Annotated in this window: 19 protein-coding genes, 2 tRNA genes and 2 pseudogenes; 8 read left to right on the top strand and 15 right to left on the bottom strand. The window is 32.6% G+C overall.

What is annotated here, in order from left to right; translation table 11 throughout:
* Positions 1–78 precede the first annotated feature (78 nt).
* The 6 genes from CLCHR_RS01550 to CLCHR_RS01525 are packed head-to-tail and all read left to right on the top strand — an operon-like array spanning position 79 to position 5,679.
* On the top strand, positions 79–1,041 hold the full coding sequence (locus CLCHR_RS01550) for a Gfo/Idh/MocA family protein (protein ID WP_079437901.1): 963 nt from the start codon (positions 79–81) through the stop codon (positions 1,039–1,041).
* Positions 1,042–1,086: 45 nt separating this feature from the next.
* Entirely contained in the window at positions 1,087–2,070 is a 984-nt protein-coding gene (locus CLCHR_RS01545) for a GNAT family N-acetyltransferase (protein WP_079437900.1), read from the top strand.
* Between the two features lie 17 nt (positions 2,071–2,087).
* The gene (locus CLCHR_RS01540; protein WP_079437899.1) at positions 2,088–2,777 is read left to right on the top strand and encodes a WbqC family protein; all 690 of its coding nucleotides are present in this window, start codon (positions 2,088–2,090) and stop codon (positions 2,775–2,777) included.
* A gap of 2 nt (positions 2,778–2,779) precedes the next feature.
* Complete coding sequence (locus tag CLCHR_RS01535) at positions 2,780–3,754, top strand: CgeB family protein (protein WP_079437898.1); 975 nt, start codon at positions 2,780–2,782, stop codon at positions 3,752–3,754.
* Complete coding sequence (locus tag CLCHR_RS01530; RefSeq protein WP_139376194.1) at positions 3,741–4,622, top strand: UDP-3-O-acyl-N-acetylglucosamine deacetylase; 882 nt, start codon at positions 3,741–3,743, stop codon at positions 4,620–4,622. The genes CLCHR_RS01535 and CLCHR_RS01530 overlap by 14 nt, the downstream gene beginning before the upstream one ends.
* On the top strand, positions 4,603–5,679 hold the full coding sequence (locus tag CLCHR_RS01525; RefSeq protein WP_169896727.1) for an ATP-grasp domain-containing protein: 1,077 nt from the start codon (positions 4,603–4,605) through the stop codon (positions 5,677–5,679). The genes CLCHR_RS01530 and CLCHR_RS01525 overlap by 20 nt, the downstream gene beginning before the upstream one ends.
* Before the next feature lie 251 nt (positions 5,680–5,930).
* Here the strand turns inward: CLCHR_RS01525 and CLCHR_RS01520 are convergent, their stop codons facing one another.
* The 5 genes from CLCHR_RS01520 to CLCHR_RS01500 all read right to left on the bottom strand — a co-directional run bounded on the left by CLCHR_RS01520 (position 5,931) and on the right by CLCHR_RS01500 (position 13,845).
* Positions 5,931–6,263, bottom strand: a complete 333-nt coding sequence (locus CLCHR_RS01520) for a nucleoside triphosphate pyrophosphohydrolase family protein (RefSeq protein WP_242965972.1) — start codon at positions 6,261–6,263, stop codon at positions 5,931–5,933.
* Between the two features lie 269 nt (positions 6,264–6,532).
* On the bottom strand, positions 6,533–7,870 hold the full coding sequence (locus CLCHR_RS01515) for a methyl-accepting chemotaxis protein (RefSeq protein ID WP_079437894.1): 1,338 nt from the start codon (positions 7,868–7,870) through the stop codon (positions 6,533–6,535).
* A 301-nt stretch (positions 7,871–8,171) separates the two neighbouring features.
* Positions 8,172–11,225, bottom strand: coding sequence for an efflux RND transporter permease subunit (locus tag CLCHR_RS01510; RefSeq protein ID WP_079437893.1), 3,054 nt, complete (start codon positions 11,223–11,225; stop codon positions 8,172–8,174).
* 13 nt (positions 11,226–11,238) lie between these two features.
* A complete protein-coding gene (locus tag CLCHR_RS01505) occupies positions 11,239–12,450 on the bottom strand; it encodes an efflux RND transporter periplasmic adaptor subunit (RefSeq protein ID WP_079437892.1) in 1,212 nt (403 codons plus the stop codon).
* Positions 12,451–12,516: 66 nt separating this feature from the next.
* Positions 12,517–13,845 (bottom strand): TolC family protein, encoded by a 1,329-nt coding sequence (locus CLCHR_RS01500; protein ID WP_079437891.1) that lies wholly within the window; start codon positions 13,843–13,845, stop codon positions 12,517–12,519.
* Between the two features lie 184 nt (positions 13,846–14,029).
* Here CLCHR_RS01500 and CLCHR_RS01495 point away from each other — a divergent pair, with 184 nt between their 5' ends.
* Entirely contained in the window at positions 14,030–14,626 is a 597-nt protein-coding gene (locus tag CLCHR_RS01495; RefSeq protein WP_079437890.1) for a TetR/AcrR family transcriptional regulator C-terminal domain-containing protein, read from the top strand.
* Between the two features lie 186 nt (positions 14,627–14,812).
* Here CLCHR_RS01495 and CLCHR_RS01490 read toward each other — a convergent pair whose 3' ends face one another.
* The 7 genes from CLCHR_RS01490 to fabV all read right to left on the bottom strand — a co-directional run bounded on the left by CLCHR_RS01490 (position 14,813) and on the right by fabV (position 22,598).
* A complete protein-coding gene (locus CLCHR_RS01490) occupies positions 14,813–15,019 on the bottom strand; it encodes an alpha/beta-type small acid-soluble spore protein (RefSeq protein WP_079437889.1) in 207 nt (68 codons plus the stop codon).
* Positions 15,020–15,295: 276 nt separating this feature from the next.
* Positions 15,296–15,520: a hypothetical protein gene (locus CLCHR_RS01485; RefSeq protein WP_079437888.1), complete on the bottom strand. Its 225-nt coding sequence runs from the start codon at positions 15,518–15,520 to the stop codon at positions 15,296–15,298.
* A 313-nt stretch (positions 15,521–15,833) separates the two neighbouring features.
* On the bottom strand, positions 15,834–16,250 hold the full coding sequence (locus tag CLCHR_RS01480; RefSeq protein ID WP_079437887.1) for a MaoC family dehydratase: 417 nt from the start codon (positions 16,248–16,250) through the stop codon (positions 15,834–15,836).
* Positions 16,251–16,306: 56 nt separating this feature from the next.
* Complete coding sequence (locus CLCHR_RS01475; protein ID WP_079437886.1) at positions 16,307–17,701, bottom strand: GntP family permease; 1,395 nt, start codon at positions 17,699–17,701, stop codon at positions 16,307–16,309.
* A 76-nt stretch (positions 17,702–17,777) separates the two neighbouring features.
* Positions 17,778–19,322, bottom strand: a complete 1,545-nt coding sequence (locus CLCHR_RS01470) for an acyl CoA:acetate/3-ketoacid CoA transferase (protein ID WP_079437885.1) — start codon at positions 19,320–19,322, stop codon at positions 17,778–17,780.
* 280 nt (positions 19,323–19,602) lie between these two features.
* On the bottom strand, positions 19,603–21,327 hold the full coding sequence (locus CLCHR_RS01465; protein WP_079437884.1) for a sigma 54-interacting transcriptional regulator: 1,725 nt from the start codon (positions 21,325–21,327) through the stop codon (positions 19,603–19,605).
* Positions 21,328–21,401: 74 nt separating this feature from the next.
* A complete protein-coding gene (fabV, locus tag CLCHR_RS01460; protein WP_079437883.1) occupies positions 21,402–22,598 on the bottom strand; it encodes an enoyl-ACP reductase FabV in 1,197 nt (398 codons plus the stop codon).
* A gap of 187 nt (positions 22,599–22,785) precedes the next feature.
* On the opposite strand from fabV, the pseudogene CLCHR_RS25115 reads away from it, so the two are divergent.
* Positions 22,786–23,232 (top strand): annotated as a pseudogene (locus CLCHR_RS25115) (staygreen family protein); the annotation flags it as partial.
* Between the two features lie 834 nt (positions 23,233–24,066).
* Here the strand turns inward: CLCHR_RS25115 and CLCHR_RS01450 are convergent.
* The 3 genes and pseudogenes from CLCHR_RS01450 to CLCHR_RS24345 all read right to left on the bottom strand — a co-directional run.
* Positions 24,067–24,141 (bottom strand) — tRNA-Gln (locus tag CLCHR_RS01450).
* Positions 24,142–24,144: 3 nt separating this feature from the next.
* A tRNA-His gene (locus tag CLCHR_RS01445) sits at positions 24,145–24,220 on the bottom strand.
* Positions 24,221–24,473: 253 nt separating this feature from the next.
* Positions 24,474–24,617, bottom strand: a pseudogene (locus CLCHR_RS24345) (polysaccharide deacetylase family protein); the annotation flags it as partial.
* Positions 24,618–24,653: the final 36 nt, after the last annotated feature.

Here is a 24,653-nt window from a genome sequence, read left to right as displayed (position 1 = left end):
ACATTTTCTATGCGTGGTGAATATGCTAATATATGGTGCTCCGGCATATAATTAGTATGTAATTGAGAGGTAATTGCAATGATAAAGCTTGCTTTGATAGGCTGTGGAAAATGGGGAAAAAATTATCTGAAAACTGTAAATGCTATAGATGGTTGTGAATTGAAGTGGGCCTGCGACCTAGACTATGAAAAGCTAAATCAGGCAGCTGCTGTTTACCCTCAGACTAGGTTCACCGAAAATAAAGCAGATATATTAAATGACAGTGAGGTACAGGGAGTTATCATAGCCACAACACCTGAAAGTCATTACATGCTGGCGAAGGAAGCAATAAGCAAAGGCAAAGCTGTTCTCGTAGAAAAGCCTGTGACAATTAACAGGAAAGATAGTCATGATCTAATTGAATTGGCTACTGCTCAAAATACCGTATTGATGGCCGGCCATACATTGATTTACCACCCTGCTGTCAAAAGGATAAAGGGGCTTCTAGAAGAAAAACATATTATCGATGATCTCTGTTACTTGAACATGTCCAGAACCAGTTCCACCTCTCAGGCCCCCAATGTAGATGTTCTTTATGATCTGGCAGTTCATGATATTTATCTTTCCCGCCACCTCATAGGGATGGACCCTATCTGGGTAATTGCCCATGGTGAAAGATATATTCAAAGTACTTATAACAATGTTATCAATATACTGTTGGGGTTCCCCAATGGTAAAATAGCTTCTATATTTGCTAGCTTCATTAATACTGAAAAAACCAGAAAGATAACACTGGTTGCATCGAAAACAAAATTGGTATTTGACGATACACAAACTGCTGATAGAAAAATCAAAATCTTCAATAAGGTCGAGCAGGAACATTTTTTGGCAATGGAAGATAATTCGGAACCTCTGACACAGGAGTGTATTCATTTTATGGAATGCATTAGAGAACATAATGAGCCTCTTAGCGGCAAAGAAAATATAGAATTTGTAGCAAAAATAATCGATTGCATTTCAAAATCTCTCGCAAAAGGCGGAGAGAAAATCAACATCTTTTGATGGAGATGGTAAGCACTATAATCAGAAAGGTGTGGTGAAATTATATTGTATGTAAAGATCTATTCAAAAGAATTTGAGAATGAATGGGAGGAATTTGTGAGTTCCTCAGTTAACGGCACTTTTATGCAGGAGAGAAGATTCCTAAGTTATCATCCTTCAGACAGGTTTTCAGATCATTCCCTGATATTTATGGAGGATAAGAGAATCATTGCTGTTCTTCCTGCTGCCGTTATAGAGCAAGAGGATAAACGCATCCTAGTTTCCCATCCTGGCGCTTCCCATGGAGGGCTCATAGTAAAGTCCAGTCTAGGCACTAAAAAATGTCTGGAGCTTGTAAGTGCCCTTATTGAATATTGTGCCACTGCTGGTTTTGACTATATACGGCTAAAACCTGTTCCGAAGGTTTACCATAAGGAGCTTTCAGACCAACTTGACTTTTCTTTAAGGTTTTCTGGGTTTAGGCTTGAGTATACAGAGCTGGCCACAGTCCTTGAGCTAAAAAAAGATGAGGGATCTTTTACAAAGAAGGTAATGAGTGACACAGCTTTTCGAAACTATCAGAAGGCATTGAAAAGTGGGTTGTCAGTGGTGGAGGATGCCGATATAAATGATTTTTGGCCTATTTTGGAACATAAACTTAAACTTAATCATAATGCAAAGCCTGCACATACATTAGATGAAATCAAACATCTAAAAACCCTTTATCCAGACATGATAAAACTCTTTGCAGCATATGAAGGAGTAACTCCTGTCGCAGGTGTTTTGGCATTTTTACTGAACGATAGAGTTATAAACTGTTTTTATATTGCCCACCACGATGGTTTTCAGCATAAGCGGCCCTTAAACCTTATTTTCGGTCATATGATGGAATGGGGACTAAAAAACGGCTTTTCTTATTTAGATTTTGGTATTTCCACTGAGGCAAAAGGAAGTATAGTTAATACAGGGTTGTTCCATTTCAAAGAAGGCTATGGAGGGCATGGACTACTTCGGGAATGCTATTTGTATGAAATAAACAATAGGCAATAATTTAAAGGAGTGAAGTAATGAAATTAGCAGGTCATCAACCAAATTATATTCCCTGGCCAGGATATTTTGTTAAGATGGCACAGTGTGATATTTTTTTTATTTTAGATACTGCTCAGTTTCAAACAGGCAGTTCATTGGATAATAGGAATCTTATCAAAACTTCCCAAGGGACTCAGATACTAACAGTGCCGGTAAAACGCAAAGGCATGGGCTTGCAGCGGTTTAATGAAGTTACTGTCATACCGGGCTTTAAAAGGAATCATCTTATGGCACTCAAAGTAAACTACGCAAAGGCACCTCATTTCAAAGAAGTTTTCCCAATGATGGAGCAGGTATTGCAAGATACTGGATATCTTATAGATACCAACATAGCTTTTATCAAACTGGTACATGACCTGCTTGGACTTAAAACAAAGCTTGTGTTTTTATCAGATTTACCTCAATTTTCTGACCTTCGAAAAAATGAGCTGATAGTTGCAATCTGCCGCCACTTTTCTGCTGATAGCTACCTGTCCGGTATTGGAGGAAAAGCATATAATAAGCCAGATATTTTTGAAAAACAAGGATTTAAATTGGAGTATTTGGATTATGAGCCTATAGCATATCCCCAGCTTTGGGGCAATTTTATACCCAACTTGTCAATAGTTGATATGTTATTTAATTGTGGGACAGCAGGCACACGCAAGCTTTTATTGAAAGAGGTGTAAGTATGAAAAAAATACTGTTTTTTGCACATAGTTCTAAATATACTCTTGGTCTACCCCAGGGCTTTAGAGAATTAAACTGCCCTGTTTTTATCCTGAGGGATTTAAGTAGAAGCTCTATAACAGACGCAGTTGACAACTTTAGGCCTGATATTATGATAACAACGGGATGGGCTTACCGCAGATATAGCCGTAAGCATATAGACGAGCTTACGAAAAGAGCTTCTAAATATAAGGTGAAACATGTCTATTGGGCAACTGAAGATCCAAGATGGACAGAAAAGTGTTCCTTCAGGTGTATTGAAACCTTTAAACCTAATGCAGTTATGACCATACATCCTGGTAGTGTAAATAAATACAGGGAGCTTGGACTTCCTGCCGGGCTTCTGGATTTTGGCTGCAATCCCGAATTCAATAAAAGTGAACCTCCAAGCAGTAAATATGATTATGATGTAGTTTTAATCGGAAATGGTGGAAGAGAGTGGAAGTCATATCGGAAGGATAGCGTTCAGATATTACTTAAGCCTTTGGTAGAAAGAGGATATAACATTGCTATTTGGGGTAAGCGCTGGGACAGTTTTAATGAGGAGCTAATGGGTTTTAAGATCCCAAAGCACATGCTTAAAGGTGAACTACCTTATGAGGAAACAAATAAAGTATATAATTCAGCTAGAATTATATTAGGTTTGCAAAATGACCATGACATGTTAACATCTCGAACTTTTGAAGTACTAGGTTCGGGAGGTTTTTTGCTTACGGTACCAACACCATATGTCACCAAGTTGTTTATAAATAATGTTCATCTATCATGTGCCTCTTCCCCAGAAGACACAGTTGACCTGGTAAATTATTTTCTTAAAAATACCGCAGCACGGCAAGAAATAGCGCGCAACGGTCAGCTGGAGGTTTATTTAAAGCATAGTTATAAGGAACGGGCCAGACAAATTCTTGATTTCTGCAGTTTAGTTGAAAGGAATTGAAATTGAAATGGATAATCAGACAACTATTAAACAAAGGGTTTCTTTAATGGGTACTAGCATTGCTGGCGAAACTGATGCAAAGGTAACTTTTTATCCAGCCCCGCCAAGTACTGGTATAATATTTATCCGTAATGACCTGCCAGGCTGCCCTAAAGTAAAATGCTCATTAGAAAAAGCAAAGGTTGAATACAGATGGACTTCTCTTGTTGATGGAGATGTTCGCATCGAACACACGGAGCATGCCTTGGCAGCCTTATCAGGATTAGGCTTAGACAACGTATTTATTGAGCTAGAACAGGCCAGCCTGCCCGTAACGGAGGATTACAGCAGTAAAATGTTCAAAGCGGCACTCCTAGGCGCTGGGATAATGGAACAAACTGCCAAGAAGGAAACTATAAAAATACTTAAGCCAATTATTGTATATAAACATGAAAGCTTAGAGGATATTCAATATGAAAAGTTCCTGCTAGCTCTTCCCTACGATGGATTTAAACTAACCTATATGCTTGACTATCCCAATCTGCCGCAATTTTCTCAAGTAGCTGAAATGGACATAACTCCAGAAACCTTTGCTAAAGAGCTGGCAGATGCCCGTTCTTATATAATTGAGTCAGAGCTTGAAGATGTTGTAAACCTAACTGGGAAAGTCAGCTCAAATGTATTGGTAGTCAAATCCGTGGATGAGTACAGGTCGTGGAAATGGCCCAATGAACCTGCTAGGCATAAAGTCCTTGACCTTCTCGGGGACCTTGGGCTACTTGGGAAAAAGGTACTTGGACATGTAATAGGCTTCAGATCCGGTCACCGGTTAAATCTCGAGCTGTGTAAAAAAATTTATGAGGAGTGTAATGATGATAGCTTTAGCTAAACCCATGCTTGATATAGAGGAAAAAACACTTGTGAATGAAATCAATAGTACTCTCAGAGTATTGGTTACAGGTGCAGGTTCCGTATACGGGCAGGGTATTATCAGGTCACTGCAAGAATCGGTGCTTCCTGTTGAAACAATAGCAATTGACTCTAATCCATATTCCTTAGGTTTATTCTTTGCTCACAAAAGCTATATCGCTCCACAGGTGGCAGATGAAGAAAGCTATTATATGTTTATTAAAAATCTTTGTATAAATCATCAGATTAAAGCCATATTTATCGGCTCTACAGCGGAGCTGCCCTTTTATTCAAGAAATAGAGAATCCCTTGAAAGATCTACAGGCGCAAAGGTGTTTGTTAATTCTCCTGAAGTCATAGAGCTTTGCACCGATAAGTGGCTCACCATGTGCCATCTATCAAACTCCGGTTTTCAAATTCCTGCAAGTATCAGGTATCCTGAAGATGCTGGTATGCTCTCCTCATTTATTGAAAGTACTGGTTTTCCCTTGATAGTCAAGCCGCGTTTTGGACGTGGCTCAGTAGGTGTTGTTCTAGTTAAGGATAAGCAGCAGCTCCTTGAAAATATAAAGGATAAGAAAAGCCTAATAATACAGGAATACCTTACAGATGAGGATCAAGAGTTTACCGTGGGAATTTGCATAAATCAAAAAGGAAAGGTCATTTCAAAAATCGCTTTAAGGCGGTATTTGCTGGAAGGAGTTTCTATTGCTGCAGTTTCTGATGATTATCACCACATTGCAGATTATTGTGCCATGGTTGCAAGTACACTTGGAGCCTATGGGGCTATAAATATTCAATTGCGCCTTAAAGATTCCATGCCAGTAATTTTCGAAATAAATCCTAGATTCAGCAGTTCTACAGGCATGCGGTTACTATTTGGAATAAATGAGCCAGAAAGCTTAATACGCTCAGAGGTGCTTTGCCAGGAGGTAATACCCGGCAGCCCAGCAACTGGCCTTGTATTGAGACAATACATGGATTATTACTTCCCACTAGATAAGCTTAACTCGCTTTCTACATCCACACTTCACTAGATATAAATATTTACGTGAAAATTATTGAAGATGCTGTTGCAAAATGAGTATTTAAAAATTTACATGAATAAAAACCATGCATTTGATGAGAGTTAATTTCTCATTTATGCATGGTTTTAGCTTTATAATAGGATATTTATGCATTTTGCAACAGGCCCTTTATGGTTTCTATTTATAGAATCGAGCAGCAGTATCCTTTGCAGTAAAGGCTCAAATATATATCTGAATAATTTGTTCATCTCCTGCTCATATTAATCAAGTTGCTTTTCTGTTTTTGACAAAAATATCTGAAGTGCTTCACTTATATCAATATTCATACGATCAGCTAAAACAATCAACCACCATATACATTCAGCAAGCTTATGTTCAAGTTCAGAAATTGTATCTCCACCCTTTGGCCAGCGTTCTTGCTGAGACATAGTTAAGCGTCCAACCAAACCAGCATCTGTTAGAAAAGCTAATGCATCTTCTTCTACTGTCCATTCCTTTCCATGATACTGTTTTTCTAATTTGTGATAGAGTTTTCTTATTTTAATAGAGCTTTCAACCACTTCACTAAAATTCATATCTTTCATCTTATTCATCTTCTTCCTATAAAAATTTGTGTTTAACCCATTTTTATTCTAGCATTTTGAATTTGACAACAGTGTGTCATATTCAAATGCAATTGATAAAATAAAAAAGAATGATCTACTAGGGTGTATAGACCATTCTAAATACTGGTTAATATTTATTTAATAGGGGATAAATAATTTTTAACTACTTTATATTTATATACTATCGCAGATTTGTGACAATAATATGACAAAAAATAATTTATATTTTTACAAAGCAAGAAAATTTCTTTAGTTCACTATTTCTCTAATATAAATTTTTCAACAGATTTCTTTAATCTATTAGCTAAAACAACTTGATTTTCCATGGAACCTTTCGCTTCATTCATAATTAAATTTATTTCAGATAAACTATGATTAATTTCAACTGTTGAATCTGAAGTTTTTCCTGATATATAAGCAACTTCATCAATGACTTTGCTAATTTCTCCAATTGAGTTATTCATTGATTTAGCAGATGAAGTGACTTCTATAGATATATCATTTATAAGCTTAGCATCATTTTGATATTGCTCACCCGTTTGAAGTAATAATTCATAATCTGCCTTAACATTGTTATCAATATAATTTAAAATATCTTGAGAACTCATTGCAAGATTGTCAAAAACTTCTCTTACTTGGACAATGAGATTGTTCACATTTGAAATAGCTTCTGTGGATTGCTCAGCTAGTTTTTTTACTTCTTCAGCTACTACCGCAAACCCCTTACCTTGTTCACCTGCTCTTGAAGCTTCAATAGACGCATTTAATGCAAGGAGATTTGTTTGAGATGAGATACCTTTTATGGTATCAGACATTATCCTAATTTCTTCAACTATTTTACCTGCTTCAATAGCTCTAAGAATTTTTTCTTGTTTTTCACTATAAGTTATATTTGCTTTTTCAAGTGAACTAGAAACTTTTATTTTCATTTCCGCTGCCCTTGTTTCCATTTCAGTTGATGAAGTTAAACTATCTTTTACTTTAGTTAAGAGTAATTCTTTTGTCTTTACTATCTCTTCTATGGATAAATTTGCTTTTTGAGTAGTATCTATTAAACTAAACGCTTCATCAGAAAGTGTAGATGAAGTTGAATTAATAGTATTTATGCTTGACCTAGAGCTTTTTGTACCTTCTAATAATTCATAGCTTGAAGTATTAATATTTTGAGAAATATTAGTTATATCTGATACTAATATTTTTATATTTGATACAGCTTTATTTAAACTCTCTCCCAACTTGCTTATATCATCATGTCCTTTAAAATTAATCTCCCCGGACAAATCTCCATTGCCTAATTTTTGTGTGAAACTCAATACTTTTTTAAGTCTTTTTAAAACCAATTTATCATAAATATAAACTATGATAAAAACTGATATTATTATACTTATAGCAGCAGATACAAAAACACCAACAGCACCATCTAAAAAGAAAGTAGCCACACCCACTCCCTGTAGTGCATCTCTTCCTCTTGCTATAGCTAAATTTACACCTTGTCCTATATAGGAGCTGACGCATTGCACAATTACAATAGCAATTATTAATTTAAATTTAATAGAATCCAAAGTAGCATTTAAAATTTTTTCTTTCATGTTCATAAAAATTCCTCCTCAAAAGTAGAATTATATCGTCAATTTTTTTACAATTTGATTGAAACCAAAAACATTTTTAACAAAATTTGGAGTTTCTTCCATGGTGTTTCTTTTTATAAAAAATACGAGTAAAGCTTGAGTTTACTCGTATTAACTTCTTTTCATAAATCTTCAGTTCTAAATTGTACCAGTTTAGTATTTATAGTATCAGTTTATTTACTAAAAGTACTTTTGTCAATATGCAAATTAACACATTATCCATGTTTCCTAAGCTTAAATATAACTAATATTTTTTAATTGAAAGTTTCTAATTAATCACTTTAGCTTTTGCCTGCTTCTCTTCAATTTTAGTATTAACCAAAGAATACATAACTGGCACTATTATAAATGTAAGGAAAGTAGCCGATGCAAGTCCAAATATTATAGTTACAGACATTGGACCAAATAATGTACTATTGGATAGCGCAAGTGGCACAAGCCCTGTAATAGTTGCTACTGAACTTAATATTATAGGTCTGAATCTTAAACTTACAGCATGTATACAAGCTTCATCTATGGAAAGACCTTCATGTCTGCCTTCAATTATATATTCTACAAGTAAAATGGCATTTCTTATTACTACTCCAATCAAGCTTATTATTCCCATAACAGCAGTTAAGGATAGCGGCATGTTACACATTAGCAGCCCTATTATTACTCCTATTAATGATAGAGGCAGTGAATATATTATTACAAGAGGTTGTATAAACGACTTAAATTGAACAAATAAAATTAAATAAATTATTAATATTGTAAGCACGCCTGCAATACCTAAGCTTGTAAAGTTTGTTTCTATTTGCTTTTGTTCTCCATCATAAAGAACATTTACACCATTTAGATCCATTTTACCTATTTCCTGCTTCAATTCATTTTCTATATCACTTGAGTTAGAACCTGATTTTAAATCACTAAATACTGTTACAGTCTTTTCCTTTTTATAATGCTTTATTTGATCCAATTGAGAATTAAGTTTTATATCTGCAACTTGAGATAGTAAAATCTTATTACTTGTAATACTTGATTTTACTTGTAAGTTTTTCAAATCTTCTACTGAGCTAATATTGCTTTTAACTAATATATCGTATTCGCTTCCGCTTTTTCTATAAACAGACCCTGCATATCCTTTTAAGGCAATGTTTATCTGTTTTAAGATGTCAGACTTTAACAAACCATATTGAGATGCTTTATCACTATCTATATTCACTTCATATTCATATGTCTTTTTAGCTGCATCATCTCTTACATTTGTAGTACCTTGCATATTTTTTAATTTCTCTTGTATTTGTTCCGACGCAGCATAAATATTATCTAAATCATCTCCTGTAAGTCTTAATCTAATCAGTGATCCTATTGGTTCTGCTTGTTCTAAAAGTTTTACTGTTGCAGTTCCACCAGATATTTTATTATCCAACTGAGTTTGTATATATTCTACAAACTTTTCTCTTGTTTTAAATGTTTTAGTTTTATCTAAATCTACTTTAACCATAATTCGTGCAGTATCTTTTGATGGTGCAACTGTAGGGAGTGTAATGTAAAAACTAGGCATCCCGCCTCCTATCGCTGAAGTATAACCTGTAACTTCTTCTTGGGGTTTTAAAACATCTTCTACTCCTTTTACTAATTCACCAGTATTTTCTATGTCTTCAAATTTTTCATTAGAAACATCTATATAAATAACATTCTTATCTACATAAGGGAAAAATTGCGACCCTAGTAAATTCATTAATCCCATTGAAACTGCAAATATAAGTAAAGAGGCAGCAATCACTTTTATTTTATGCTGAAGCCCATAATTCAAAAGTTTATGAAAGAACTTTTGAATTTTATTTTCCTTCGCAGCTACTTTACTTTTCTTAAAAAATAAGGATGACATAGCAGGAGTTATAAATAATGCTGATATATATGAACAAGTTATACAAATCATTACTACTTGTGGCAGTGTTCGTATAAATTCTCCCACAGCTCCCGGTATATTTAAAAGAGGGGCAAAAGCGCCAACTATAATTAACGTGGAGGTAAATACAGGCACAAATAACTTTTTAATTCCTCTAAACGCTGCTTCATCTCCAGACAATCCATCATCAATTCCAACTTGTACAACATCACCTATTACAATTGCATCATCTACCAATATTCCGAGTGCTATAATGAGAGCTGTAGTTGACATTTGATGAACTTTTATTCCTAAAACCTCCATAGCAATAAATGATAGAGCAATAGATATTGGAATTACTGAAGATACTACTAGTGCATTCCTAATTCCCATCCCTATAAGAACAGTTATAACAACTAGAATTACACCTTCTTCAAGATTTTTCATAAAGAAGGAAACCGATTCATCTACGTCTTTAGGTTGAAAAGTAACCTCATCTATCTTTAAATCTTGTGGCAATTGATTCTTTACCTCATCTAATTTTTTTCTTACATCATCTCCAATTAAAACTATGTTTTTATTATCTTGAAAATACCCTGCAAGGAGCACTGCCTTTTCTCCGTTATCCGTAAACTTATAAGCTGAATCGTCATCATAATCCATCTTCACAGTAGCTATATCCTTAAGCTTCAAAGTTTGTCCACTCTCCGCTGAAACTCCTACAATTGTATTTTCTATATCCTTAATGGATGTGAAGCTTCCAGGTGTTTGCACTTTAATTTTCCCAGTTTTAAGCTCCAAATCTCCAGATGGAATTTCTACATTTTGCGCCTTTAATACTCCACATACTTCCTCAAGAGAAATAGAGTATTTATTTATTTTACTTAAATCCACCTCTACTTTTACTTGTTTATCCTGTTTTCCTTTTATATCAAATCTTGAAATACCACTGACATTACCTAATTGCTTCTTAATATCATCAGCATAATTTCCTAGTTGTTCATAAGAATAATTTTCACCAGATACGCTTAAAATTATACCTGCTGTTTCAGTAAGCTTTGTATCTATCGTACTTTCTTCACAGCCATCTGGAAGCTCTGATTTTAAATCTTTGACCTTATCTCTTAATGCTCGCCAGGCTTTATCTTTATCAGCATCACTATTTAAATAAACAATGACAATAGATGCACTATTTTGTGAGAAAGATTCAGCATAATCATATCCATCTATTTCTTCTACCTTATCTTCTATTTTTTTTGTTACTAAACTTTCTACATCTTTAGGAGAAGCTCCTGGATAAATAGTTGTAATCATTGCTGCTGGTGATGAAACATCTGGACTTTCTTGTTTAGGAATATAATGATAACATCCTAGACCAGCGACGATAGCAATTAACACTAAAAACAATACTATCTTTTTATTTTTTATAGCAGCATTTATCAATCCCATAATTTCTCCTCCTTTAGTTTACTGAAACTTGATATCCAGCTTTTATATTTTTCATACCTTCATTAACAAGATTATCTCCACTTTTTAAGCCTTCCACACACACTTGATTTTCGTTAGTCTGCCCTAAAGTTATATTTTTCTTAACAGCACGTCCGTCTTCTACAACATAAACATAATCTTGTCCATCATTTAAAATAGTCGTAATAGGAATCCAAATTCCACCCTTTTCTCCTTCATTAATATAAACTTTTACAGATTGGCCTATATAAAATTTACTATTATCTATCGGAGTTAAAAGTTTAATTTCTGCACTATATGTCCCTGACTTGCTATCAGCCATTTGAACTATATTCATAACTTCTCCCTCTACTTTAGCATCATCAATTTTAACTTGTGCTTTTGTTTCAAGCTGTATCTTCTTTACATCTTCATCAGATAATCCTACTGTAACCACCTGATTTTCACTTCTAATTAATACAACTGGATATCCTGCTGGCTGCATTTCTCCTTCTTTACAAATAACATCTACTACATAGCCATCTACATCTGCTGTAAGAGAACCATCTTCAAACAAATCAACTTTCGAATTATAATCAGCCTTTGCAGCATTAAGCTGCCCAAGTGCTGCTTTCTTATCTTCACTCCTAGTTCCATTTTGAACCTGATTTAAAGTTTCCTTTGCAGCGTTAAATTCACTTTCACTTCCATCTAATTTAATTTTAATATCATTAAGCTGCTGCTTAGTAACTGCATGCATTTCATATAAAGTAAGGTTTTTATTATATAAATCCTTGCAGTAATTATAATTATCCTCAGCATTTTTTGCTGCAATTTGTGCTTTATTTATATCCTCTGCCTCCGCTCCATTTACTGCTTTTTCATACTGTGCTGAAGCAGCTTCCATTTGTGCTTTTGAGCCCTCCATTGCAAACTTTAAATCTGTTTTATCTAAATCAACAAGCTTATCTCCTTTTTTAACCTGCTGTCCTTTTGAAACATATATTTTAGCTACTTTTGCTGAGCTTTTAAAAGAAAGCTTTCTAACTTCACTCCCTCCTGTCAAGCCTTCATATTCCAAGGAAACTGGATAACTTTTATCTTGAAGTTCTACAGTTTTTACTGGATAAGTTTTTGTTTCTGCTTTTGAGTTACTTTCATCGCTACAGCTGCCTAATATAAAAATATTAAGAAATACTAAACATCCTGCTAATATTTTCTTATTCATATGTCCTCCTATTACTTATGAAGTTCTATCCTTCACCTAATTCATACTTTTGATTTCTTTACAAACTTAGTTGTTACTTAATATCCAAGGTTTTTGTATGCTATCTTTTAAATTGTTATAAGTATAAACAAGTTTTCTTATTCCAGTGTCTAAATCTTCACTTTCTAAAACCTGCTTATCATAATCATTTTCAAGCATTAATCCCATATATACTTGTGCTTTCCCAAAACTTAATTTAGTATTTGTTGAATTAACCTGCTCTTTCAAAGCATCTATTTTATTTTCTAAATCAAGAAGCGTTGAATAGCCTTCTTTTAATCCATTTTTAAGGTTCCTCTTTGATTCCTCTAGTTTAACTTTTGCTTCGCTCACATTATAATCTCCACCAATATATTCTCCATATGCATTTAGCTTAGCTAAATATTCCATCTGCTTTTGTTGATATTCTATTAGTTTTAAAGCATAGGAACCTGAATCAAATTCATATGTTCCATCCTCTTTAGCTGTTATGCTTAAAGCTTTATCTGGAAGCTTCTCCGTATCCTTTTTCATAATGTCTTTTATTCCATCATCTTTTAAATCTTTCATGTAATCTTTAGTAAGTTTTAATATTTCAGTATCATATTTTAAATATTTATCTATTTTGTCATCTATATACTCATCCATAGAACCACTTATTTTAAATTTTTCATATTTCATGCTATCGTCAAGTTTATAAGTATTTTTTATATCCAAATCTGTAAGCACTTTAAAATATTCTTTGTTATCATTTAACAAATTCTCCTTTGCCTTTATGTCATTTTCTAATGATTTTAATTCAATTTCTGCATCTTTAACTTCAGTAGGCGTTGCCATTTCCAATGATAATTTCCCTTTAATAAAATCAAAATCTTTTTTCTTAAGTTCTAAATATCTTTTTGATTTATTTATATCAATTTCTTTTAAAATCATATCGTTATATTTGTTAGTTATATCATTAGCAATTTGGTCTTCCATGAATTCTTTTGACTCTTTTGTTTGTTTTTCTTGAAGTTCAAGCTTATCATAAGGAAAATCATATACTTTCTGACCAATAGATTTATAATAATCATTGTTTTTTTCTTGAAGATCAATTTTATCTTGGTACATTTTAATCTCTTTTGATTTCAATTTTAGTTTGTCACTATTGCTTATAGCAGCTTCAATTGCTTTATCTAATGTAAGAATTTTTCTTACTTCAGTAATTTGTAGATTTTGAGTCTTAGTTGAAATATCCACTATTTTCTCATTTACTAGAGTTGTTTGAACCTTAGTTAACTTTTCCTTATCTTCTACTGCAAATGCTGGTAGAGCGCTGCTATTAATAATGCTTAGAACAATTCCAATTATTAATACTTTTTTTATTTTTTTACTCATTTACATCCACCTCTATATTATTAATTCTAAAACTCATTTTATTCTACAGTTGTATATTATCTTTACAACTGTATATTTATAATTTATACTGTTGCTATATAGTAATCAAGAAACAATATTTTTAATTTATACACTTAATCTACAATTTGGAATAAATGTAGATTATTAGTTTGGAGGAAAAAATATGAGTAATAATACAACTACAGAAACCCTTGATCTAAGAATAAGAAGAACTTATAAGTTACTATCTGATTCTTTAATATCATTACTTACAGAAAAAAGCTTTGAAGATATTAGAATTTCAGATATCTGTGATAAAGCTATGATACATAGAACTACCTTTTATAAACATTTTGAAGACAAATACCAATTGCTTGATTTTTTATTAAGACAATTAATAAAAGATTTTGAGGAAAAAAGTATGCAATATTCTGATACAGAAGACTCAAAGAAGTATTATACAAATTTATTTAAACTTCTTCTTGAACATATGTGTGAAAATAAGAAAATGTATTGCGTGGGATTATTAAAAAATGGTTCTGCAATGAAAACGCTTCAAAAAATAGTACTTGAATGCGTAAAAGCAAAACTTAAAAATGATGAGGCTAGTGGAATTAAATTTATTGTCCCTATAGATATCATTGCGGACTTCTATTCCCCTGCTTTAGTTTATTCTGCCGGTGAATGGCTTGAAGAAGGTATGCCTATATCAATTGACCAAATGGTTGAATATTGCAATACTATAGTTGGTGCATTACATATAAGTGATAGAAGAAAATAGTTACAATAGCTAGGTAAATTATTACTGCTTTCTTATTTAGCTTTTCAACAGTAAATTATTTAAGATCTTCAACTATATAGATAAAATTTATGATAAACCTCAACAAAAAAAGACTCCAAGGTTAGTTAAGCCTCGGAGTCCTTTTTGCTTAAATTTAATTTTCTAATCAAATTTAATTATTTATTTTTATAATTTACCTTCATAATCTTCAATCATGTGTTTAACCATAAAGCCACCAACACTTCCATTTTGTCTAGAAGAAAGGTTGCCCTTATCTACATGTTCATAATCACCTAATCCAATTTCTGATGCAACCTCAGTTTTTAATCTGCTTAAACCTTGTTTTGCTTCTGGTACTAAAGTTCTGTTTCTTCCACTTTTATTTGAAGCCATTTCTATCTCCTCCTTTAGCAATTAATTTATTGGACACTATTATATTAACCATCATTACAAAAAATAATCTATTTAATTAATAACAAAAATAGCATTGAAAAGTTCTATTAGATAACTTTATATATTTTGTAATTAAAACTCGTTTCTTAAAAAATAAAGAAATTTCTATTTTAGATAAAAACAGATAACAGACCAATGTATCAATTGATCTGTTATTTTCATAGGCTCCTATTAAATTTAAAAGGTACACATAATCCTAAATTTTCTACTAAAAAATCATTCAGTAACCTCTGCATATATCCTTACTATGTTGCTATGATCACGTTCTACTTTCAATATTTTAATTAAATTATTATCCCAAATATACTCAGCTGCCTCGTTAAAATCTTCTGCGCTTAAATTTGCTTCATTACTTGATAATGTTATTATGGATTTCTTTCCTGATTTAATTGTTGGTACTGACTTTATTTTTTCTAATACTACATTTACATTATCACCCATACTCTCATTCCTTTCATATAACTATTATATAAAAATCAACTTATTTTATTCTTATAAAAATAACAAAAGCTAATGAGGCATCTCTATATATTTGTACTTGTCTACCAGCTTAATAATATAATTATAGTTCAATAATTGGTTAGAAGTAATTAATTTTTTGTTAATAATTATTCTACAAAAAATAATAGATGCGCTAAGAATTACCTTAATGCATCTATTAAAATTTATTTATTAAAAATTTTTTGTAATTTTTATTATATACTTGCCACCAAGCCAGCCAGCATTTCCATTTTGTTACAATAATAGCTTGTCTTTATTTTGGAGGCATTATAGTAGCAATTCCTTTAAGCACCTCAACTCCATTTTGATTAGTACATATAGTATTTAATTTTATTCTATTCTTTTCTTCAATCTTCTCTATTATTTCAACCTCAGCTTTAATTGTATCTCCTATTTTTACTGGGGCTAAGAATTTCAGTTCTTGTCCAAGATAAATTGAACCTGGGCCAGGCAACTGCATACCTAGCACTGCAGACACTAAACCAGCTGTTAGCATTCCGTGAGCTATTCTACCTTGAAACATTGTTGCCTCAGCTTCAACTTGATTTATGTGTGCTGGATTCAAATCTCCTGTTATACCGGCATATAAGTATACATCGGTTTCTGTAATAGTTTTTTGAAAAGAAGCTTTATCCCCAATATTTAATTCTTTTATAGTCAATCCTTTCATTTGCAATTCCTCCTTTTTAAGCTATACATAATCCTTATCTTCTTTTGCAATTCAAATTAAACAAAGTGAAATATGCTTTGTAATGCAATTAATACAAATACTGTCCCTGTCTTTATACAAGTGATTGCAAATATATCTTTATATGATTGTTTATGAGTTAGGCCTGCAATTCCTAGTAATGTAATAACTGCACCATTATGAGGTAATGTGTCCATTCCACCTGAAGCCATTGCAGCTACACGGTGAAGTAATTGAGGATCTATTCCTACACTATTTGCCCAAGTTAAATATTGTTTACCAAAGGTATCAAGAGCTATACTCATTCCCCCTGATGCAGAACCTGTAACTCCAGCAAGAGTATTAACTGTAACTGCTTCTGAAAGTAATGGGCTTCCATTTGGATTAATATTTGTTAAAGCATGAGCTATAGATTGAAATCCTGGTAAAGTCTTTATAACATTACCAAAACCTACTTCTGATGCTGTATTCATAACTGCTAATAATGATCCAACTGCACCTGCATTAATAGATGTAGCTAAGTTACCTTTCATACGCTTTGGATTAATAGCAACTGCAAGAATAATACCGCATACAAGTGCAATCATAAGTGCCCAGTTATTCATAGAACCGATAACTCCTGCTTCTGGAATTTTGTAAGGTTCCTTAGTTACCCAAGATACTATATCCCATTTTGGAAATACAACTTTTTGTAAAATTAAAGTTATTCCTAGTACAGATATTAGTGGTAATGCTGATATAAATGGATTTGGTAAATTACCGTCTTCAACCATGACAGGTTCTTGCTTATGATTTTCTCCGTAACCTTCTCCATTTGCTTGAGCTTTACGTTTACGCCATTCTAAGTAAGATACTCCACAAACTAAAACGATAATCGCACCCAATGTTCCAAATACTGGAGCTGCATAAAGATCTGTGTTAAAAAACTTCATTGGTATAGAGTTTTGAATTTGAGGTGTTCCAGGAAGTGCATCCATTGTGAATGTAAAAGCACCAACAGCAATAGTTGCAGGAACAAGTCTTTTTGGTATATCTGCTTCTTTAAATATTGAAGCTGCAAATGGATAAACAGCAAATGCTACAACGAAAAGGCTTACTCCACCATATGTTAATATAGCTGCTGCTAAGATTACAGATAACATAGCACGCTTTTTGCCTAACTTCTCTACTATAAATTTCGCAATAGATTTTGCTGCACCAGATTGTTCCATGACCTTACCAAATACAGCACCTAATAAGAAGAATGGAAAGTAAACTTTTACATAGTTACCCAAATTAGGTAGAAATATTTCTGTATAAGTTGGCATTACTGCCATTCCAGAAAATACAGCCGCTGCTATTGCAAATATAGGTGCGAAAACAATAACTGAGAACCCCCTATAGGCCATGAACATTAATAATGCTAAACTTAATAAAATACCTATAACTGCCATATACAAAACCTCCGTTATTTTATTATTTTTCTTTTCTACTACTCTATCAGTCTTTTCATTTATCTAAGTTTGTCCGTTATTTTAATCCCATAATTTTATCTTCAAAAATTCTTTCATCCATTATCTTTAAGTCTTTTGAGATTATTGGATTGAAATCCATTTGATCGAGAATATCCTTTTGTATATCTATACCTGGAGCTATTTCTTCCAAAGTCACTCCATTACTTGATAATCTAAATACTGCCCTTTCAGTTACATATAATACTTGTTGTCCAACATCCCTAGCATAATCTCCGCTAAATGTTATCTGTTCAACATCCTTTATGAATTTTTTTGATTTACCTTCATTTTGAATTATTAACTTGCCATCATTAACACTGATCTTAAGTCCTCCCGCTGTAAAAGTTCCACAGAATATAACCTTCTTTGCATTTTGAGTAATATTTATAAATCCTCCACAACCTGCTATCTTAGGACCAAACTTACTTACGTTTATGTTACCTTCTTCATCACATTGAGCTAGTCCCAAAAACGCTACATCTAATCCTCCACCATCATAAAAATCAAATTGAGATGATTGATCTATTATACTATCTGGATTTATAGCTGCCCCGAAACTTAAACCTCCTGCTGGAATTCCACCAATCGGGCCAGATTCGATAGTTAATTTCATTGTATCACCTATACCTTCTTCATTGGCGACAATTGAAATTCCCTCTGGCATGCCTATTCCTAAATTCGTAACTGCATTTGGTATAAGTTCCATTGCACAGCGCCTTGCAATTATTTTTCTTTCATCCATTGGCAGGCATTTGATAGTATTTGATGGCATTTTTATCTCTCCACAAAAAGCCGGATTAAATGCTTCAGAGAATGTCTGCATATGATCTTCAGCATTTGCTACAACTATTGCATCTACAAGTATTCCAGGAATTTTTACGAGTTTTGGATCTAAAGTTCCTTTTGATACTATCTTTTCAACCTGAATGATAACTTTTCCTCCTGAATTTTTAGCTGCTTGGGCCATTGCTAAACCATCAAGGGTTGCAGCCTCTTTCTGAAGGCTTGCATTTCCATCCTCGTCTGCGTAAGTAGCCCTTAGTATAGCTATATTTATCGGAAAAGCCTTGTAGTATAGATACTCTTTATCATCTATTTCGATTACCTTTACAATATCTTCAATAGTATATTCATTTAATTTTCCACCTTCAACTCTCGGATCCACAAAAGTTTTTAAGCCAACATGAGTTATTGTCCCTGGCTTTCCAGCCGCAATATCTCTATACAGACTAGATATTACTCCTTGTGGAAGATTATAAGCTTTTATCTTATTTTCAATGGCAAGCTTTTGAACCTTAGGTGCTAACCCCCAATGTCCTCCAATTACCTTTGAAAGAAGACCTTCCTGCCCTAAATGATTTAATCCTTTTTCCTTACCATCTCCTTGCCCTGCTGCATAAACAAGCGTTAATTTGTTAGGGCTGCCCTGCTCTAGGTAAATTTCTTTAAGCTTCTTAGAAATCCCCTCAGCATGTCCAGCGCCTATGAATCCTCCAAATGCTACTGTGTCTCCACTTTTTATTAATGAGATTGCATGTTCAACTGACATTATCTTGCTCATATCTTATCCTCCTTTTCACATACTCCATAAAGCAAGAGTTTAATATTTATTGATAAGTTCGTTTATACTTATTTATATAAGCAACATCCATGCCAAAGTTTTAAAGGAGAATTTAACGTAAAATAGGGCTTTATCCGTCTAGAATTAAAGATAAAACATATAATACTCGAAAATTATGTACGTTTTTCCGTACATAATTTTAAGTAAACATTTACATATTGTGCGTGTTTCCGTACAATTATTTTCCATAAAAAAAGTAGTTGTTCGCATTAGCGAACAACTATACTTGTATTTTATACTTTTCTATTTTCTCATATAAACTGGTACGACCTATATCTAAAATTTTTGCAGCTTTTGTTTTATTCCCATTTGAAGCTCTAAGAGCAAGAATAATAGCATTTTTCTCGCTTTCCTCAATAATGTCGTGAAGTCTCTTAGGAATTATCGACGCTTTTTTACCTGTAATTTCTTTCGGTAAATCATCTACATTAATTACTTCACTATCCCCCATAATATTAATTGCGCGCTCTAAAATATTCTCTAACTCTCTTACGTTACCTTTCCATTCATAGGTTTTAAGATATTGTTCAGCTTCTTTTGAGATTCCTTTAACTCTTTTATCTAAGTCCACTGAGAGCTTTTTAATAAGATGATTTGAAATTAGTATAATATCATTTCCACGTTCTCTTAAAGGCGGAATTTCGATTGTTACAACATTAAGCCTATAGTACAAATCCTCACGGAACTTCCCCTCTGAAACTAATCTTTCAAGATTTCTGTTTGTCGCAGCAATTATTCTTATATTAATCTTCTTAGTTGCAACGCCACCAACCTTTTCAACTTCTCTTTCTTGAATAACTCTTAAAAGCTTTACCTGCATATGAAGAGGCATATCTCCAATTTCATCTAGAAATATTGTTCCTTCATTTGCAATTTCAAATTTTCCTATTTTTCCTTCTTTTTTTGCTCCAGTAAAAGCTCCCGCCTCATAACCAAACAACTCTGATTCAAGCAAATCACTTGGAATGGCCGCACAATTAACTTTAACAAATGGTCCTTCATGGCGGTTGCTTTCTGAATGAATAGCATGGGCAAAAATTTCCTTTCCAGTACCGCTTTCCCCTAAAATAAGTACATTTGAACTGGTATGTGCTGCCTTTTGCACTATTGCCTTAGCTAAAAGAATAGTATCACTTTCTCCTATTATATTTTCAAGAGAATAGCTAGCTGTATTTAATTCCTTAAGCTTTGATTTATAATTAGCCAATTCCTTTTCTATTACGCTAATCTTTTTGTAAAGACTGTTTAATTCTTTTACATTTCTAAATAGAACTTTTCCCACTACCCCAATAATTTCTCCATTCTTTATTATTGGTATTCTCGATGCTATCATATAATTTCCTTTAATCCTATGAAGCTGGGCTACTTCTTCTTTACCTGTTTCAAGCACTATTGGCATTCTTGTATTCTCTATAACTTCACTAACATGCTTGCCTATTGCATCTTCTCTTTTTATTCCTAAAAAATCTGTATATGCATTACTCATCATAGTTATTATACCCGCCTTATCAATAATAACCATTCCATCATAGGCAGTCTCTATTACTGTATTTAATATTTCAGTACTATTTCTCTCTTCATCAAGTTTATGAAGAAGTTGATTATAATTTGTAACATTACTAAAAATTAAGATTGATCCTTTTAAATCACTTGATTCACATAACGGTATAATACTCAATATCAAATTCAACTCACCAACTACTATTGTTCTCTTGATTTCTTCTCTTTTAGTTGATAAAAAGTATGCTATTTCTGAATTTAGTATTAATTTATTAATATCTTCTCCCAAGCTGTTTTCACAATCTATATCAAAAAGAATGCTGGCAGCCTCATTAATAAAAAATATGTTGTTACTATTGTCTACAGCTATTATTGCATTAAACATATTATCCAATATAACTTTGAATTTTTCTAAATAGTTTGCTAGTAATGGCTCTTTCCCCATATAATAACCTCTCTCATAAGTCATATTTTTAACTTTAGTTTACTAAAAATTCTATATAAATTCAAAAAAGCTTTTTAAGGCTCCAAGTTCTTTAAGATTTCAATATCTATATCTTCCTCATAATTTACTCCATTTATCTCAAAACCATTTAACTGCATAAATTCTTCTTTATATCCTTCGTAATCGGATAATGTTTTAAAATTATCTGGAGTAATTTTCTCCCACAAATCATTCACTTCACTTTGTATATCTTCCCTAAGCTCCCAATCATCCATTCTAAGTCTTCCTGCTTCATCAAATTCAGCTGGATTTATTGAGTATACTTTTTCATTAAACATTCTTTGAGTCTGCATTATACAATTTTCGTGCAAACCTTTTTCTTTCATTACCTTATATAGTATTGCTGCGTAAAGAGAAAAGCTTGGTATAAATGCACTTGCCTTTGTAACCAGTGCTTTATTCACTGAAACAAAAGCTTTCCCATTAATCTTATTTTTCCATTCCTTATCTATTTCTAAAGCAGAATTTTCAAGGTGACGTTTAGCCCCACCTATAGTTCCTTCCTTATAGATTTTGTATGTTCTTGGTGACCCAATATATGAATAAGCAATTGTTATAGCTTTATCTGAAAGACAGTCATTTTGAAGGAGTAATTCGCACCAATCCTTCCAATCTTCCCCTCCCATAACCTTCTTCGTCGCTTCAATTTCTTCTTCCGTTGCTAAATTAATTTTTGTCGTAATTAACTCATCTTTTTCTATATCAATTGTTGGCCCTGAAAATGCCTCTGAAGTAGTTTTTAATGTTGAGTCATATATTTTTCCTGTCTTCGGATCTTTTCTTCTTGGAGCCGCCAAACTATAAATAAGCAAATCAATTTTTCCAAACTCTTTCTTTATATAATCTATAACATTTGCTTTAACTTCATAAGAAAATGCATCTCCAATAAAATTCTTTGCAATAAGACCTTCCTTTTCTGCAAATTCCTTAAAAAATATGTTATTATACCATCCAGCGGTGCCTGTTCTTCTATCTGTAAAACCAGTTTCAAATGAAACTCCTATTGTATCTGCCTTTGCTCCACCAAAAGCTAATGAAATTCTTGTTGCGAGTCCAAATCCTGATGATGCTCCAATAATCAATGCTTTTTTAGGCCCATTAAATTGTTTAGCCTTTTTACAATATTCTATTTGATTTAGTACTTCTTTTCTACATCCATATGGATGAGCTGTCTTAGCCATTCCTTTAATTAATTCAGGTTTAAATCTCATGGTATACCCTCCAATAAACTTGGTTACTATTTCCTTTTATTATATCAATTTCACATATAAAATAAACAATTATTTATCTTATATATTTAATATGTTAATTTCACTTTTGTACAAAGTTTATTGCTAGCATAATAATCTCTGCTATCATATAATACCGTATTAATAATGTTTTATGAGAAGGAATTAAATGAGCAAACTAAATCCAGAAAAACTTTCAGTTGAATATAGAAAAGGGGTTACTTCTACAGAACCTATTATACCAAGACGCTACACATTAACTCACAATGATATGACTGCAGAACTTTTTTTAACAATTGGATTAAGATATGCTAATGATAAAATTACTGCCATGAGAGATGAAGTACTAGGCGAATGGGTTAAGCCAAAGGATAAATACATTTTTTATGTGTATCTATATGTAGATGGACAATTTGGCTCAGAAGTAGCAGCTATACGAGATTATATTTTTAGACGAGAACTTCCATTAGCTCTAGAATCTATACGGTATGGAGATAGGGACTTTTTTAATGCACATCCTGAATTAAAGGATGCTCAAATAATTGTTTACTTTTCATCTACAGATTCACGCTACAATAAAATAGAGAATTGGGGGACTTTTCAAGACTACGATATTACTGCCTCTCAAGAGCGTTCTGAATCAAATTCTTTCCGTGAAAGCTTATATTTACTAGACATGAAAATTGGGGATGTAACTGGTGATGGTATATCTGATAAGGTATTCCTATACGGCAATAAACAAAAAGGCTCCTCAGAACTCTTTGCTGATAATATCACTATTATAATTGAAGATGGTCTTACTAAACAAATAGAGACTATTGTTCCTACAGTCAATTCAGGATACAATGCAAGCCTATTTCTTGGAGATTTTACAAAAGATAAGGTAGACGATATTAAATTAAGTATTGATTCAGGTGGAAGTGGTGGCTATGGATACTTCTATATTTATTCGTTTAGGAATAATAACCTAAAAGAAATCTTCAACTCTGAGAGATATAATAATATATATAACTATAAAGTAGCTTATTCTAATGACTACAGAGTTCATGTCGGAAATGTTATGCTGGATAAACTATATATATTAGATGTCAGCTACAAAGGGTATGATTATGTTTCTCAATATTACTATGAAAATGGTAAACTAAAGAAGCCAGTTCAAGGAGAAGTACTTGCCTTAAGTACATTAGTTCCAATTATAAACAATGAAAGAATTAATTCCTTTGATTTACTTGCTTTTCAACGTATTATTGGTACCACTAACAGCGATACACTTGGTTACATTGAAAATCTGCTTACCTGGACTGGCGAAAGATTTGTTTCTTCAAGAATGTTTACATCAATACCTGGTACAAATTTAATTTCTCTTTATTAATGCTTCCTATAATCTTCTAAAATATTATTAAATCAGGCCCTCAAATGTTATTCTTAACATTTGAGGGCCTGAAATAATTGGCTAGGATGACAGGATTCGAACCTGCGAATAATGGAGTCAGAATCCATTGCCTTACCGCTTGGCGACATCCCAATGTGGGGTGAACGATGGGACTCGAACCCACGACAACCAGTGCCACAAACTGGCGCTCTACCAACTGAACTACGTTCACCATAATAATATATTTAATAATATAAATTCACTTTCCAAATTTAAAAAGTAAATATTACTAAAATATATGTTATTAAATTCATTTGCCTGTTTATTATAAAATACATATTTTTATTTGTCAATAATATACATACTTTCTTTTTATAGATAGATAACGTATAAGTTAGGCTCATGTGATAAATTACCTAAATAAGTAACATATTGTGTTTCATTGGAGTTATTATTATTAATCTTTTTTATTATAATTTCTTTAATTATTTTATAATTTTAAATTCATAACCTTGCTTTTTTAAATATTCTATTATTCCCGGTAAAGCTTTTGCTGTTTCTTCTTTTCCATAAGTATCATGCATTAATATTAATGCCTTTTCTCTATTGCCTATAGTTTTTATAGCCTCCTAAGTCAACTTACTATTACATAAATAATAAGTTGA

It is taken from the genome of Clostridium chromiireducens (assembly GCF_002029255.1).
GTDB classification, from domain to species: domain Bacteria; phylum Bacillota; class Clostridia; order Clostridiales; family Clostridiaceae; genus Clostridium; species Clostridium chromiireducens.
The sequence above is the reverse complement of the archived record's forward strand: the minus strand, read 5'-3'. Positions and strand labels throughout refer to the sequence as shown.